Origin of the sequence: Pantoea sp. PSNIH1 (genome assembly GCF_007680655.1) — a bacterium.
GTDB classification, from domain to species: domain Bacteria; phylum Pseudomonadota; class Gammaproteobacteria; order Enterobacterales; family Enterobacteriaceae; genus Pantoea; species Pantoea eucrina.
In genome coordinates this window covers 752832-767518 of record NZ_VEIP01000001.1, presented here as the reverse complement: position 1 = coordinate 767518, position 14687 = coordinate 752832, and the positions used below count along the sequence as shown (strand labels likewise).

Annotated in this window: 10 protein-coding genes and 1 pseudogene; 7 read left to right on the top strand and 4 right to left on the bottom strand. The window is 57.6% G+C overall.

Annotated features, from left to right (window positions below; translation table 11 throughout):
- Positions 1–39: 39 nt before the first annotated feature.
- From FS690_RS03535 to FS690_RS03510, 6 genes and pseudogenes are all read left to right on the top strand, one after another.
- Complete coding sequence (locus FS690_RS03535) at positions 40–2043, top strand: protein-disulfide reductase DsbD (protein ID WP_145339086.1); 2004 nt, start codon at positions 40–42, stop codon at positions 2041–2043.
- Positions 2043–2763, top strand: a pseudogene (locus FS690_RS03530) (DsbA family protein). Before FS690_RS03535 ends, FS690_RS03530 begins: the two are co-directional and overlap by 1 nt.
- The gene (locus FS690_RS03525) at positions 2760–3266 is read left to right on the top strand and encodes a protein disulfide oxidoreductase (RefSeq protein WP_071668804.1); all 507 of its coding nucleotides are present in this window, start codon (positions 2760–2762) and stop codon (positions 3264–3266) included. Before FS690_RS03530 ends, FS690_RS03525 begins: the two are co-directional and overlap by 4 nt.
- Before the next feature lie 255 nt (positions 3267–3521).
- Positions 3522–4358, top strand: a complete 837-nt coding sequence (locus tag FS690_RS03520) for an MBL fold metallo-hydrolase (RefSeq protein WP_071668805.1) — start codon at positions 3522–3524, stop codon at positions 4356–4358.
- Positions 4359–4469: 111 nt separating this feature from the next.
- Positions 4470–4892 (top strand): DUF2231 domain-containing protein, encoded by a 423-nt coding sequence (locus tag FS690_RS03515; RefSeq protein WP_039384314.1) that lies wholly within the window; start codon positions 4470–4472, stop codon positions 4890–4892.
- A complete protein-coding gene (locus FS690_RS03510) occupies positions 4889–6184 on the top strand; it encodes a sorbosone dehydrogenase family protein (RefSeq protein WP_104084955.1) in 1296 nt (431 codons plus the stop codon). Before FS690_RS03515 ends, FS690_RS03510 begins: the two co-directional genes overlap by 4 nt.
- 672 nt (positions 6185–6856) lie before the next feature.
- On the opposite strand, the gene FS690_RS03505 is transcribed toward FS690_RS03510, so the two are convergent.
- Positions 6857–8185, bottom strand: a complete 1329-nt coding sequence (locus FS690_RS03505; protein ID WP_145339085.1) for an MFS transporter — start codon at positions 8183–8185, stop codon at positions 6857–6859.
- A gap of 187 nt (positions 8186–8372) precedes the next feature.
- The gene (locus tag FS690_RS03500) at positions 8373–9341 is read right to left on the bottom strand and encodes a GT-D fold domain-containing glycosyltransferase (RefSeq protein ID WP_039384317.1); all 969 of its coding nucleotides are present in this window, start codon (positions 9339–9341) and stop codon (positions 8373–8375) included.
- Positions 9342–9956: 615 nt separating this feature from the next.
- Here FS690_RS03500 and FS690_RS03495 point away from each other — a divergent pair.
- Positions 9957–12311: a membrane-bound PQQ-dependent dehydrogenase, glucose/quinate/shikimate family gene (locus FS690_RS03495; RefSeq protein WP_071668808.1), complete on the top strand. Its 2355-nt coding sequence runs from the start codon at positions 9957–9959 to the stop codon at positions 12309–12311.
- Between the two features lie 64 nt (positions 12312–12375).
- On the opposite strand, the gene FS690_RS03490 is transcribed toward FS690_RS03495, so the two are convergent.
- On the bottom strand, positions 12376–13842 hold the full coding sequence (locus FS690_RS03490) for a catalase (protein ID WP_039384321.1): 1467 nt from the start codon (positions 13840–13842) through the stop codon (positions 12376–12378).
- Positions 13843–13982: 140 nt separating this feature from the next.
- A complete protein-coding gene (locus FS690_RS03485) occupies positions 13983–14438 on the bottom strand; it encodes an RpiB/LacA/LacB family sugar-phosphate isomerase (RefSeq protein WP_039384323.1) in 456 nt (151 codons plus the stop codon).
- Positions 14439–14687 lie beyond the last annotated feature (249 nt).

Sequence of the window (14687 nt, the reverse complement as noted above, 5' to 3'; positions counted from 1 at the left end):
TGTTTCGCGTACCCCCTGTTATTTACCGGAGAATTTATCATGACTGTTTTAATCAGGAGCCTGCTGTTCCTGCTGGCAGGCTGCGTACTGAGTGCGCAGGCTGCGGATACCGGCTGGCTGCGCAACGCGCAAAACAGCCACGCTGAGGTGCGCCTGCGCGCCGCGCCGCAGGCGGGCGACACCCGGCTGCTGCTGGATATTCATCTGGAACCCGGCTGGAAAACCTACTGGCGCACGCCGGGAGAAGGCGGCGTGGCACCCGTCATCGCCTGGCAGACGCCCGGCATTAGCGCTCAGTGGTTCTGGCCTGTACCGGCGCGCTTTGACGTCAGCGGGCTGACCACGCAGGGCTATAAAGGCACTGTCACGCTGCCGATCGTGCTGCAGCGCCCGCCGGGCAGCGATACGCTTACCGGCACGCTGACGCTCTCTACGTGCAGCGACGTCTGTATCCTGACGGATTTTCCGTTCAGCCTCGATCTGACCCGGCCGCCCGCGGCGGCGTTTGACCGCGACTTTGCCCGCGCGATGGGAGAGGTTCCGCCTGACTCCGGCCTGACTGACCAGCTCAATGCCAGTTTTGTTAACGGTGAGCTGCAGATCCGCGCGGTACGTCAGGCGGGCTGGAGCACGCCGGAACTCTTCTTTGACTATCCGGCGGGCAGCATGCTGGCAGCACCGGTGATCAGCGTGCAGGGCAACACGCTCAGCGCGCGCGTGGCCGTGACCGATGAATGGGGCGATGCGGCACCCGACCTGCGCGGCCGCCAGCTGTCGCTGGTGATCGGCGATAAGGGGCTGGCGCAGCAGAGCCAGGTGACTATTGAGGCAGAGCCCCTGCTGAGCGGCGGGACGCGCGCGACGCTCTGGTCGGTGCTGCTGCTGGCGCTGCTCGGCGGCCTGGTGCTGAATCTGATGCCCTGCGTGCTGCCGGTCATGGCGATCAAGCTCAGCGGTCTGGTGCAGCAGCAGGGTCAGACGCGCCGCCAGACGCGCCTGCAGTTTCTGGCCTCCAGCGCCGGGATCCTCTTCTCCTTTTTGCTGCTGGCACTCCTGATGAGCGCGCTGCGCCTGAGCGGTCAGGCGCTGGGCTGGGGCATACAGTTCCAGAGCAGCGGATTCCTGCTGCTGATGACCGGTGTCATGTTTCTGTTCAGCGCCAGTCTGTTTGATCTGCTGCATTTCCGTCTGCCCTCCGCCTTCAACACCCGGCTGGCCACGCACCAGGGGAACGGATTAGCGGGGCATTTTGCGCAGGGTGCGTTTGCCACTCTGCTGGCAACGCCCTGCAGCGCGCCATTTCTCGGCACGGCGGTAGCCTATGCGCTGACCGCGCCACTGCCCCAGCTCTGGCTGCTGTTTGCGGCGCTGGGTATCGGCATGAGCGTGCCGTGGCTGCTGGTGGCCGCGCTGCCGGGCGTCGCACGCTGGCTGCCGCGTCCGGGACGCTGGATGGTGCATCTGCGTACGCTGCTGGGCACTCTGATGCTGCTGGCGACGCTCTGGCTGGTTACGCTGCTGATCCCGCACTGGGGCAGTGGTGCAGCAGGCCTGCTGGCCGCCGCGCTGCTGTTGCTGCTGCTAATCTGGCTGCTGCGCCGCCGCGCGCTGCAGCAGGCGGGCGCCGTCGCCATCGCGCTGACGGTAGCGGGCGCGCTGTTCCTGCTGATGCGTCCGGCAGAGGATGCCGGTGAACTGCGCTGGCAGCCGCTGTCAGAGCAGGCTATCGCCGCGGCGCTGCAGCAGAACCGGCGTGTGTTTGTCGATATCACCGCTGACTGGTGCATTACCTGCAAGGTCAATAAGTCCCGGGTGCTGAATCAGCCTGACGTTCGCGCCGCGCTGAGCGCTGACGATATCGTGCTGCTGCGCGGCGACTGGACACAGCCCGACCCCGCCATTGGCGACTTTCTGCGCCAGCGCGATCGGGCGGCGATTCCGTTTAATCAGATTTATGGCCCGGCGCTGCCGCAGGGTCAGATTTTGTCACCGCTGCTGAGTCGCGACGCGGTGCTTTCCACACTGAGTAAGGCGAAAAAATAATGAAAAAATCTCTGTTTGCAATGCTGCTGCTGAGCGCACCGGTACTGGCTGCCGCTCCTTTTACGCCGGAGCAGGAGGCGCGGATCAAAGCGCTGATCCGCGAAACGCTGGTACAGAATCCCGCCATACTGGCTGAGGCCGCCGATGCCTTTGATAAGGAAGCCGTGCGACAGCAGCAGAACGTGGTGGCGCAAATGGTTGAAAAGAATCGTGACATGCTGTTCAGCGATGCCGGTTCGCCCCGCATCGGCGCTGAAAAACCGGCGCTGACGCTGGTCTACTTCACCGATTACAACTGCGTATTTTGCAAAAAATTTGAGGGTGATATCACCACGCTGCTGAAAGCGCATCCGCAGGTTGCGGTGGTCATTAAGCCGCTGCCTTATCGTGCCGAAAGCTCGCTGAGTTCAGCGCGGCTGGCGCTGACGGTCTGGGAGCAGCAGCCAAAAAACTTTCTGAAGCTGCATGAAAAGCTGATGGCGAAAAAAGGCAATCACGACGAGGCCAGCATCAGCGCCGCGCTGAAAAAAAACCGGTATCAGCCTGTCGACACCGAGCAAAGCGAGCCTGGATACCATTAATCACAACCTGACGCTGGCGCAGCAGCTGGGCGTGCAGGGAACCCCGGCCACGCTGGTGGGTAATCAGCTGATCAGCGGTGCGGTGCCTTATGCCCAGCTGGAGGCGGCCGTGAAAGATGCGCTGAAGGCGGCACCGTGAGCCGGCTGAAGCGCTGGCTGCGTGAAGCGCTCTGGCTGCTGCTGGCAGGCGTGCTGATTATGCTGGCGGTCGACTGGCTGCGCGCGCCGCAGCTGCCTGCCGATCTGGCCCAGCAGCCGCTTACTACGCTGCAGGGTGAGCAGAGCCTGGCCGGGCTGAGCGCATCGAAACCGGTGCTGGTTTACGTCTGGGCCAGCTGGTGCGGCGTCTGCAAACTGACCACGCCGGTTGTGGCGAAGCTCAGCCAGCAGGGCGTGCCGGTAGTCAGCGTGGCGCTGCGCTCGGGTTCTGATACGCAGGTGACCCGGTGGCTGGCAAAAAAAGGCCTGCAGGGGTTAGCCGTTAACGACGCGCGCGGCGAGCTGGGCCAGCGCTGGCAAATCGCCGCCACGCCGACGTTTATCGTGCTCTATCAGGGCCGGGTTGTCAGTACCACCAGCGGCTGGAGCAGCCGCTGGGGACTGCTGCTGCGTTTATGGTGGGCTGAACAGTTCAGCGGATAACAGAGGGCGCCTGCGGGCGCCTTTTTTAATAATAGCTGGTTCAATTTGCGCTGATTAATAATCTTTAAAACAGGAAAGTAATAATTATCCGGACAATTATCCCGGCGCTGCGGTTATTTTATTTTTTGCGGCTGGCTTTATTTAAGGCAGCAATTAAATTTTTGCAATAATGCCGCAACTGATGCATACCTGAATAACAGACTAATTTCTGATTATCGCGGCGGGATATTTTCGGGCGCCGCAGTGAGGGAGAGTATGCGTATTCATCATCTGAACTGTGGTTGCATGTGCCCGCTGGGCGGGGCGCTGTTTGATGGCTTCAGCCGGGGGCCCTTTGCTGAACTGGTGTGTCATTGTCTGTTAATTGAAAGCGATCGCCACGGCCTGATTCTGGTGGATACCGGACTGGGAATTAATGATATGCGCTATCCGGAACGCCGGCTCTCTGGTTTTTTTCGTCTGCTGAATAATATTCGTTACAGTGAGCAGATGAGCGCGCTGGCGCAAATTCAGCTGCTGGGTTTTCAGGCGGAAGATGTGCGTCATATTATTCTGACCCATCTCGATTTTGATCACGCAGGCGGCATTAGTGATTTTCCGGCGGCGCGGATCCATCTTCTGCAGCGTGAGCTTGATACGGTACGCAGCGGACGTGAGCAGAGCTGGCTGGCGCGTCAGCGCTTCCGGCCACAGCAGTGGACCGCGCACGATGGCTGGCGCGGCTACGCCAGCGAGGGTGAACGCTGGTTCGGGTTTGATGCGGTGAGGGCGATTGACGATCTCAGCGATGAGATCCTGCTGGTGCCGCTGCCGGGACACACCGCCGGACACGCAGGCGTGGCGATCCGCCACGGCGGTGGCTGGCTGCTGCATGGGGGAGACGCCTGGTTTTATCGCGGAGAGATGCATCACACCCAGCGGCACTGTACGCCGGGCCTGCGCGCCTATCAGCGGCTAATGTGCAGCGATCGCGAAGCGTGGCGTATTAATCAGCAGCGGCTGCGCGAACTCTCGCTGCAGCCCCAAAGCGGTGTTGCGCTGTTTTGCAGCCACGATGCGCGCGAACTGGCACACTACCGGCCGCACTGTTAGCTTTTTTGCCGGTTTTCTGCGCATTACCCTTTATCTTTACTAATATTTCTCTGGCGGCGTCGCGAAGCCTGTCGGCTCGCCGCCGTCTGAAAACTCTAAAGGGAGCGTGCCATGTTTCATACCTCGGGAAAGTCGGCGTTCGGCATTACGCTGTATGCCTTGCTGGAGCCACTGCCGCTGGGCTTTTTTTTTGCCGCCTGGCTGTTTGACATCCTCTATCTGCAGACCTTTGTGGTGATGTGGACCAAAGCCGCCAGCTGGCTGATTGTATTTGGTCTGCTGCTGGCTATTCTGCCGCGAATTATCAGCCTGATTCATCTGTTTCGCGGCGTCACTGCCGGTGAGAAAACGCATTTCTGGCTCTCGCTGCTGGCGGTGCTGGTGGCCATAGTTAACGCCTTTATCCATAGCCGTGATGCGTATGCGGTGGTGCCCATGGGCGTCACGCTGTCGACCATCGTGGTGGCGCTGCTGTTGATCGCCAACGTACAGCTGGCGCTGCGCGCGCGCCGTATCCCGGGAGGTCGTCCATGAAACTGCGCATTCTGAGTGCTGTCAGTCTTGCTGCGCTACTGAGCGCCTGCGACAGCGGATCTTCTCTCGATCCGCAAAAACAGACCGGACCCAATCCCGAGCTGCCTAAAGCGCAGAACTTTTTCATGCCGCCTATGCAGGTACCGGAAGGGACGCCGTGGAAAACCGGCGAAACGCCAAAGGTGGCGGACGGACTGAAGATAGAGCGGATCCCGGCGAAGCTGATGCACCCGCGCCAGCTCTACGTACTGCCAAACGGAGATGTGCTGGTGGCCGAGGCCAACGGGGTAAAAAATCCGGTCACGGCGCCGAAGCAGCTTATCATGGGCATTGTGCAGAAATCCTCAGGCAAAGGTGCGCCGGGCGGCAACCGTATCTCACTGCTGCGTAACGTTAACGGTAAATGGGAGCAGCATCTCTTTATCGAAAACCTGAATGCGCCCTTTGGTATGCAGCTGATTGGCAACACGCTCTACGTTGCCAATGCCGACAGCCTGGTGAAGTTCCCTTATCAGACCGGGCAGACGGAGATCCGCACCGCGCCGGAAGAGGTCACGGCGCTGCCGGGTGGCGAGCTTAACCATCACTGGACCAAGGCGCTGCTCGCCAGCCAGGATGGCAGTAAACTCTATGTTGGCGTCGGGTCTAACAGCAACATCACCGAAAACGGACTGGGTGCGGAATATCAGCGCGCAGCGATCTGGGAGGTGGATGCCGCCAGCGGGGCGAGCCGCATTTACGCCAGCGGCATCCGCAATCCTACCGGACTGCAGTGGGAGCCGCAGAGCGGCAAGCTGTGGGCGATCGCGAATGAGCGCGATGAAATCGGGTCCGATCTGGTTCCTGACTATATGACCTCCGTGCAGGATAACGGCTTCTACGGCTGGCCCTGGAGCTATTTTGGCCAGCACGTGGATGACCGGGTCCGGCCGCAGCGGCCTGACATGGTGGCGAAAGCGATCAAGCCGGACTACGCCCTGAGCTCGCACGTTGCACCGCTCGGACTGCTGTTCTACGGCGCGGACAATATGCCGCAGTATCGCGGCGGCGCGTTTATCAGCGAGCACGGCAGCTGGAACCGGACGCCGCTTAATGGCTACAAAGTAGTATGGGTTAAATTTGAAAACGGCATGCCGGTCGGTAAGCCACAGCCGGTAGTCACCGGATTCCTGACGGACGATGAGAAGAACGTGCGTGGTCTGCCAGTGGGACTGGCAACGGATAATCAGGGTGGGGTACTGATAGCGGACGATGCGGGGGATGCGATCTGGCGCATCAGCGCGGCGCAGTAATTTTTACCGGTAAAAATAGAAAAGGATTTGGCTGGTCAGCCAAATCCTTTTTTTTGGTTCGCTTAAGCGGCGGGTAACCGCGCGGCGAACGGGGTGCTCAGCACTCCTCACACAGCGAATCATAAAATGTGACGGGAAATATTTCAAGTTTCAGGAAATTACTGTATGGTTATACAGTGTTGAGTGCGGGCGGAGTATCGTTGCTTTCTGATGACTCTCAGGGGCGCGGATAGTCAAATCCCGGCAGGTTCCAGGTGGTGCTGGCCTGTGGCTTTAGCAATGAGTGCCGCTCAGCGCTCCTCACAGATGTGCTCAGGCGGCCGGCGGGTAGGGTCAGGGCCCCGGCCGCTGAACGGCGCGCGCTCCTGTCAGAGGAGAAGGAAAGTGATGGAACTTGTACGATTACTCCTGGACATCGTCCGGATCATCCTGCAAATCATCGTTGCCCTTTTGCAACTGACCGGTCAGGCGCACTGACCGGAACTTGAAACAAGGCGGAGCTCACCCCTCCGCCTTTTTTCGTGGCCGCTCAGGCGGTCCGTGAAGGTGGACGCCAGGGCGCCATAAATGGCGCCCCTACGGAATGGCGTAGATATCTTCCGTAGGGGCCGCATTAATGCGGCCCGTGAAGGCGGATGTATATCCCGGGCCAGGGCGCCATAAATGGCGCCCCTACAAAATGACGTTGGCGGCCGGTGCTGACGAAACGGCGGGGGCTGGCAGCCGGCGTTTCTCTGGCTGCAGCAATGTCATGGCCAGCATACTGACAAAGGCGATAACGGCAGTCACGGTAAACATGGCGTTATAGCCGTAATACTCCGCCAGCCAGCCGCACAGCATGGGTGAAATAATGGCGGCCAGGTTAGCAATTGCCAGCGTCATCCCGCTGAATGCACCCACCGACGCCTTTGGCGTAACGTCTATAACCACCGACCAGTAAACATTATTGACCAGCGCATTGAGTGCGTTTCCCAGCGTCATCAGGGCGATGATCGCGGCCGCCGAACCGGCAAACGGGATGGCCATAAAGCAGCAGGCGGTGGCGCAGAGCGTAATCGCCGCAAAGCCATTGCGGGCCAGCCGCAGATTTCCGGTTCGTGCCAGCAAACGATCGGCGAGGCGTCCGCCGAGCAGCACCGTCAGACAGGCTCCGCTCCACGGGATCATGGCGATATACCAGAGCGAGTGCAGGTCATAATGAAAATTATCCTGCAGATATTTTGGCAGCCAGGTGACCAGCGTAAAGGTGATATAGAGAAAACTGAAATAGCCCAGCGCATTACACACCAGCGTGCGGCTGGTGAAAAAGCGCCACCAGGGTAACGGGCGCTCATCATGCGCTTCAGCACGCTGCCCCTGTACAATAAGCGCACGCTCAGCGCCGTTCGCCGCCGGATGCCGCTGCGGCGTATCGGCGAAGTAGCGGGCAAACAGCAGCATCGCCAGCAGCGAAAAGACGCCAAGCAGGATAAACATCATGCGCCAGTCGTTGGTCAGCAGCAGCAGGCCAACCGCGATGGGGGCGGTCAGCAGCGAGCCTACCTGCGTACTCAGCAGGCCGATACCCAGCGCCATGCCGCGTTCATTATCCGGCGCCCAGTGCGCAATTGTCTTGTTCATCAGCGCGTAGGCAGGACCCTCGGCAAAGCCAAACAGTACGCGCAGCGCGGCGAACCCCATGATGGCGGAGCCGCCAAACAGCGCCACGCCAATTTCACCTGCCCAGGCCGTGGCGATCTCCAGCAGCGACCAGAGCACGCCGGCCATCAGCCACACTTTGCGCGTGCCAAACCGGTCGGCGAGAAAACCGCCGCAGAGCGAGCCAAACAGATAGCCAAAACCAAAGTACCCCAGCACGGCGCCCAGCTCGACCTTACTGAAATGGAACTGCTGCGAAATGGCCTGCGCAGCGAAGGAGAGTGCACCGCGGTCAACGTAATTAATTAGCGCAATAAGGAACAATAATGAAAAGATACGGTAGCGGACAGCAGAGGCTTTCATGGCATAACTCCTGTGAAGAACACAGGAATGAGTAAGCAAAGGTAATGCCAGAATCTCTGAGCCGGGTCATATCAGCGCGAAGAGGGATGAAACCGGGCAGAACAGCAAGCACTTTATGCTTCGGGAAACGTAAAGGTTGCTGCGCTGCACCAGACTGGATGCTTAAGCGTGCATTGAGGGTGCAGAATTACACCACGGGCTGCTGCAGGATCACGCCATTCACCATCGGCTCCTGAGGTAATCCGACATGCAGTAAAATCTGACCACGATAGTGCTCATCCGTGTCGTGCTGATCGTCGCTCAGCAACACGCCCGCTTCATTGACATTCTTGCCCGCAATTTCCGTTTTGGTACGCGCCGCACTGCGCATCCACTCATATTCAATATCGATATGCCCGGTATCAATACAGCGGATCCCCTGCTGACTGAGATCGTAAGCCAGCACGGTCGCCGTCGGACCCAGCGAAATCAGCACTAAGTCATACTCGCGGGCATGCGCCAGCACACTGGTATAGAGCTGGTTATAGACTGAAAATGCATTACGGTTTAGCGTGGTAATACGCTTTATTTCGCGTGCGCCGTCCATTAAATCGTTGCCGATACCCAGCCGGGTGCCGCTGCCTTCAACGATCAATATTTTTTTGTCGTAAAAAAGCTGTTTGAATTTAGCAAATACGCGGGTCGCCTGCTGTTTATCAATATAATCATGATAAGGACGCGTCACCGAAGTATTTCCATACTGATACGTTTTTTTTAATAAAGGCTCATAGCGGCGAAAGAAAAAGGCTTTATGAAAAAACCAGAACAGGGCTGAGCCAAAACGCATATTGCGGGTGGAGCGAAAAGCATCCGGCATGCAGAGCAGGCAGGGGTTATCGTCACGCGTACCGCGCCGCATGATCTCTTTCAGTCTGATAGAAAGACGCTCATCAAATGACTGAAAGCCAATATTTTTAAACAGTGTCATCTCCAGTTCTCCATCCCCATACCGGCATACGGATAACCTGTCGTTACTGAGCAGCAAATCGATCGTCTGTTCAGGTGACATCACCTGATATTGCCGCGCATGTGCCTGGGCAACCGGGAATTTTAACGCTGCGTGTGTAAATTTAAATGGAAACCGTATTTTACGATAAAGGGAATCTGCGCTGATCATAATAACCTTCTTTTTATCTGCGGATCTGCTATAGAGCAGTCAGGTGATTTATATCACTCTTCCTGAAAAAACAGAGGCTGAGGAAATTCCCAAACTGAAATTACGCTGCGTTATTTAATGATTAAACCCCGGCTCAACGTAAAACCAATCGGAAGAATTGTCAGGCGTAGCGGCAAATTAAATGGCAGCAGGCAATTTACGCCAGGATAATTCGTATACCGGCTGCGCGGACCCGTTAATCAATTTCATCAAAGCGTGCTGCAGGCCCTATTGCCCCTCATTTAAGCCATTCAGCGAGCCTGACGGTAATCATTTTTATGATGCCGGGCCTGTTATCGTGCACGCGCTCACGCCATCTGTTATGCCAGTGAGTTAGCAAAAGGTGCGCAATCGCTGCGGCAATGATTAATTAAATCTATCAAAATTAAACGTGATTTCAGTCACATGGTGAGCCTGCCGCTGACGGCAAGCCTTAAGCAACGCTTGATTCATTAGCGGATCTGACAGCACATAAACTCACGGGTTTTTACACAGTGCTTACATAAGTTAATATTTTGTTGGAATTGCTGCGATGTCGTAACGGCATAAATTAATGAACAAAACTGAGGGATTGGCATGATAACAAAACTCACCAGTATCGTAATGGCGATACTGGCGATAGCGCTGCTCTATATGGGTGGTCAGCTGTTACTCAATGGAGGCAGCGCGTTCTACGCGATGATGGGGGCAGGATTACTGCTGACGGCTGTTTTACTGTTCCGCAAACAGCGCAGTGCGCTGACGCTCTATGCGGTACTGATGTGGATCACGCTGGCGTGGATCGTCTGGGAAGCGGGATTTGATAAGTGGCAGTGGATCCCGCGCGGCGACCTGTTTGGCGTGATCGGCCTGTGGCTGGCGATGCCGTGGGTTGTCAGGCCGCTTACCCGCGGCGAACGCCGTTTTCATCCGCTGCTCGGCGGCACCGTGGCGATTATGGTGCTGGTCGTCATCGGTCTCTGTTTTTACGATCCGCTGCCGCAGGCCGGTACCATCACCAATGCACGCGAGCCGGTAAACGAGCCTGGCGCAGAAAATGAGTGGGCCGCCTATGGCGGTACGCCAGCGGGGCAACGCTTCTCAGCGCTGAAACAGATCAGCAAAGCGAACGTCAGTAACCTTGAAGTCGCCTGGGAGTATCATACCGGTGATATGCGTCAGGAGAGCGATGCCACCGAGTATACGTTTGAGGCGACGCCGCTGAAAGCCAACGATATGCTCTATCTCTGCACGCCGCATAATGAAGTCCACGCGCTCAATCCGGAAAGCGGGGCGGTGAAATGGAAATATACGCCGGAGAAAAACCGCTCTTATCTTCAGCAGCATCAGACATGCCGCGGCGTCAGCTACTACGCCGCACCGGTTGCACAAACCAGCAGCAGTGCGCCTGCGCTTTGCCGTAAGCGTATCTTCAACGCCACCACCGATGCGCGCCTGATTGCGCTGGATGCCGACAGCGGCAAGCGCTGCCCTGATTTTGGCCGCGATGGCGTGGTGGATCTGCGCGCAAACATGGGTGAGATCCGCCCGCACGCGCTGATGCAGACGTCTGCTCCGCTGGTGGCCGGTAATCTGGTGATCGTGGGTGGATCGGTCATGGATAACGGCTTTGAGAAAGGCAATCCTTCCGGCGTCATTCGTGCCTATGATGCGCAGAGTGGCCGCCTGGTGTGGAATTTCGATCCGGCCACGCCGGATGTGACCGCGCCGATTGCCGCAGATAAGCGCTATCCGCAGGATACGCCGGTTGCCTGGGCAACGCTGAGCGCCGATGTCAAAAATGGCCTGGTCTACGTTCCCTTTGGTAATGCATCACCGGATGAAGTGGGGATTGAACGCGACGCTGACAGTAACACCGAGAAGTTCCGCGACACGCTGGTGGCGCTGGATCTGCAGACCGGTGCGTTTAAGTGGCGCTATCAGAGCTCGCACCACGATTTGTGGGATCGCGACAACCCGTCACAGCCTTCACTGCTGGATATCGATTATCAGGGCCAGAAGCAGCCGGTAGTGATCCTGCCGACCAAAACCGGCAACCTGTTTGTGCTGAATCGTCTGACCGGCCAGCCGGTTTATCCGGTGAACGAAGTGAAAGTCTCGACTGAAGGCGGCGTTCCCGGCGAAAAATTTGCCGCCACGCAGCCGGTCTCCAGCCTGAACTTTATTCCGCAGGCGCTGACGGAAAAATCGATGTGGGGCATTACGCCGTTTGACCAGATCGCCTGCCGGATCGATTTTCATCGTCTGCGTTATGATGGCAATCCGTGGACGCCAGCTACCGAGGCGGGCACGCTGGTGTTCCCGGGCAATATTGGCGTCTTTAACTGGGGATCCGTCGCGGTCGATCCGGAGCGCCAGATGCTGATCGCTGCGCCGGTACGCCTGGCGTATAAATATAATCTGATCAAGCGCACGCCGCAGACGGCGACCGAGCGCCTGTTCACCAAAGATGGTCAGCCTTACTGGAATGAAAACTTTCACGGCGACTATGCGATCCACATTCAGCAGCTCGCGTCGGGTCTGGGTATTCCCTGCATTGCACCGCCGTGGGGCCGCCTGGTGGGGGTTGATCTGAAAACCGGGAAAACGGAGTGGCTGCGTCGTATCGGCACCACGAAGAACCTGAAAACCACTTTCCTGCCAGGCCGCTTCCCGCTGGGATTCCCGATGGGGATGGTGGCACACGGTGGGCCGCTGCTGACCGCTGGCGATCTGGTGTTCCACGGTGCGACGGCAGATAACTTCTTCCGCGCCTATGACAGCACCACCGGCGAGCTGTTGTGGCAGACCGAACTCAGCGCAGGCGCACAGGCCACGCCGTCAACCTATATGGGTAAAGATGGCAAGCAGTATGTAGTAATCGCGGCGGGGGGGCACGGATCGCTCGGCACCAAAGCGGGCGACAGCGTGGTAGCGTTTCGTCTGAAGTAAAGAAGGACGTATCACACCAGGGTTAACCAGCGTCCCGCCGCCCGGCGGGACGCTGAATCAGAGATTACGCTTTCGCACGTTCACTCTGCACTTTCTGCGCAATACGATCGCCAATAGTTTTGTCGATATTACGCCAGTAGGTGAAAGCGCGCGACAGCACCGGCTCCTCCACGCCGTTAAGCAGGTGACCGGCAACGTTGTTTACCAGACGATCGCGTGCGGCATCATCCATCACTTTATTCACCAGCTGATTCGCCTGGCCGAAATCATCGTCATCTTTGCGCAGCGTATAAGGTGAACGCACCATATCGCCCTGCGACTGCCAGGTGGAATCGGTAGGGTAGCGCTCGCCATCGGCCACCGGACCACCTTTGGAGTTAGGCGCATAGACCGGATCGGAGACCGGATTAATGCGCATCGCACCATCTTTGCTGTAGCTGTTGACCGGCGCCTGCGGCGCGTTCACCGGGATCTGCTTATAGTTAACGCCAAGACGTGCACGGTGCGCATCTGCATAGGCGAAAATACGGCCCATCAGCATTTTGTCCGGGCTCAGGCCGATACCGGGAACCAGGTTATTCGGCTCAAACGCCGCCTGTTCAATCTGGGCATGGTTATCGGTGGGGTTGCGATCCAGCGTCAGTTTACCGACTTTGATCAGCGGATAGTCGTCGTGCGGCCAGACTTTGGTCAGATCAAACGGGTTGTAGCGGTAGCTGTCCGCTTCTGCAAACGGCATGATCTGCATATAGAGCGTCCAGCTCGGAAAATTGCCTTCTTTGATAGAATTAAACAGGTCGCGCGTATGGTAGTCGCCATCCTGACCGGCCAGCGTGTCGGCATTCTCCTGCGTCAGGAACTCAATGCCCTGATCGGTTTTAAAATGATATTTCACCCAGAACTTCTCACCAGCGGCGTTAACCCACATATAGGTATGGCTGGAGTAGCCGTTCATGTGGCGCCAGCTTTTCGGAATGCCGCGGTCGCCCATCAGCCAGGTCACCTGATGCGCAGATTCGGGTGAGAGGGTCCAGAAATCCCACTGCATATCGTTATCGCGCAGGTTGTTATCCGCCCGGCGCTTCTGCGAGCGGATAAAGTGCTGAAACTTCATCGGGTCGCGGATAAAAAACACCGGCGTGTTATTGCCCACCATGTCGTAGTTGCCTTCGGTGGTGTAAAACTTGATAGAGAAGCCGCGCGGATCGCGCCAGGTATCCGGGCTGCCGCGTTCACCGGCTACGGTGGAGAAGCGCATCACCACATCAGTGCGGGTCCCGGGCTGGAAAACGGCGGCTTTGGTATAGCGGCTGACATCTTCTGTCACTTCAAAATGGCCAAATGCGCCGCTGCCTTTTGCATGGGGTTGACGCTCCGGAATACGCTCGCGGTTAAAGTTGGCCATCTGTTCAATCAGATAGTGATCGTGCAGCACCAGCGGACCATCAGGCCCGACCGACAGGGAGTGTTCATCGCTGGCTACCGGAATGCCCGCATCCGTGGTGGTCGGTTTGCGATTATCACTGCTCATAATATCTCCAGATTTTGTAAGGGTAATCTCAGCCTTTAAGCGTAGCAGCATGCGCTGCGCTTGCCTGATTAGTTACGCAATCTGAAGCGAGCGCCACTCACCCTGTCCGGAACACCCCGCGCGCCGGGCAGAAGGGGCGATTAGCGCTGCGCCGCGTGCTCGTAAAAATCTATCTTTTCTACTTTTGCCGCAGAACCGCCCCCCTCAAACTCCGCCGCCAGCCACGCATTCACAATATTTTTTGCCAGCTCCGGACCCACCACGCGCGCGCCCAGCGTCATGATCTGGGCATTATTGCTTTTACGCGCCCGCTCGGCAGAGAAAGTGTCGTGACACTGTGCTGCCCGCACGCCGGGCACTTTATTGGCCACGATGGCTACGCCAATACCGGTGCCGCAGAGCAGGATGCCGCGCGCAAACTCCTGCCGCTGAATCGCGGTCGCCAGCGCCCAGGCAACATCCGGGTACATAGGGCGGGCGTTATCAGCATCGTTGGTAAAATCTGTCACGGTATAACCCTGCGTTTCCAGCAGCGTCTTAATGATATTTTTCAGATCGACAGCCGCATCATCAGCACCGATTGCAATCGTTTTCATAGCGGTTCTCCGGTAAAGAAAAAGGGCCTGCATCCAGGCGTGGATCACAGCGTGCCACAGGGTTAAACATTTGTTCAATGCATGTTCATTTGTAATATGATGGTTTTGTGAGCGCGATCGCGATAGATGAGTCAGGTGGCAGGTTTTAAGGCGCGACAGGGCCTTGCGCCAGGTCACAGATCCTCTTAACGCGCATTGAAACAGGTTCATTAATTCGTTTACTGTTCATATGAACAAATGACCATCAGG

Excerpts from the sequence above, each read along its gene's own strand:
- FS690_RS03535 (WP_145339086.1), top strand. The coding sequence starts at position 40 with ATGACTGTTTTAATCAGGAGCCTGCTGTTCCTGCTGGCAGGCTGCGTA.
- FS690_RS03520 (WP_071668805.1), top strand. The coding sequence starts at position 3,522 with ATGCGTATTCATCATCTGAACTGTGGTTGCATGTGCCCGCTGGGCGGG.
- FS690_RS03515 (WP_039384314.1), top strand. The coding sequence starts at position 4,470 with ATGTTTCATACCTCGGGAAAGTCGGCGTTCGGCATTACGCTGTATGCC.
- FS690_RS03510 (WP_104084955.1), top strand. The coding sequence starts at position 4,889 with ATGAAACTGCGCATTCTGAGTGCTGTCAGTCTTGCTGCGCTACTGAGC.
- FS690_RS03505 (WP_145339085.1), bottom strand. The coding sequence starts at position 8,185 with ATGAAAGCCTCTGCTGTCCGCTACCGTATCTTTTCATTATTGTTCCTT.
- FS690_RS03500 (WP_039384317.1), bottom strand. The coding sequence starts at position 9,341 with ATGATCAGCGCAGATTCCCTTTATCGTAAAATACGGTTTCCATTTAAA.
- FS690_RS03495 (WP_071668808.1), top strand. The coding sequence starts at position 9,957 with ATGATAACAAAACTCACCAGTATCGTAATGGCGATACTGGCGATAGCG.
- FS690_RS03490 (WP_039384321.1), bottom strand. The coding sequence starts at position 13,842 with ATGAGCAGTGATAATCGCAAACCGACCACCACGGATGCGGGCATTCCG.
- FS690_RS03485 (WP_039384323.1), bottom strand. The coding sequence starts at position 14,438 with ATGAAAACGATTGCAATCGGTGCTGATGATGCGGCTGTCGATCTGAAA.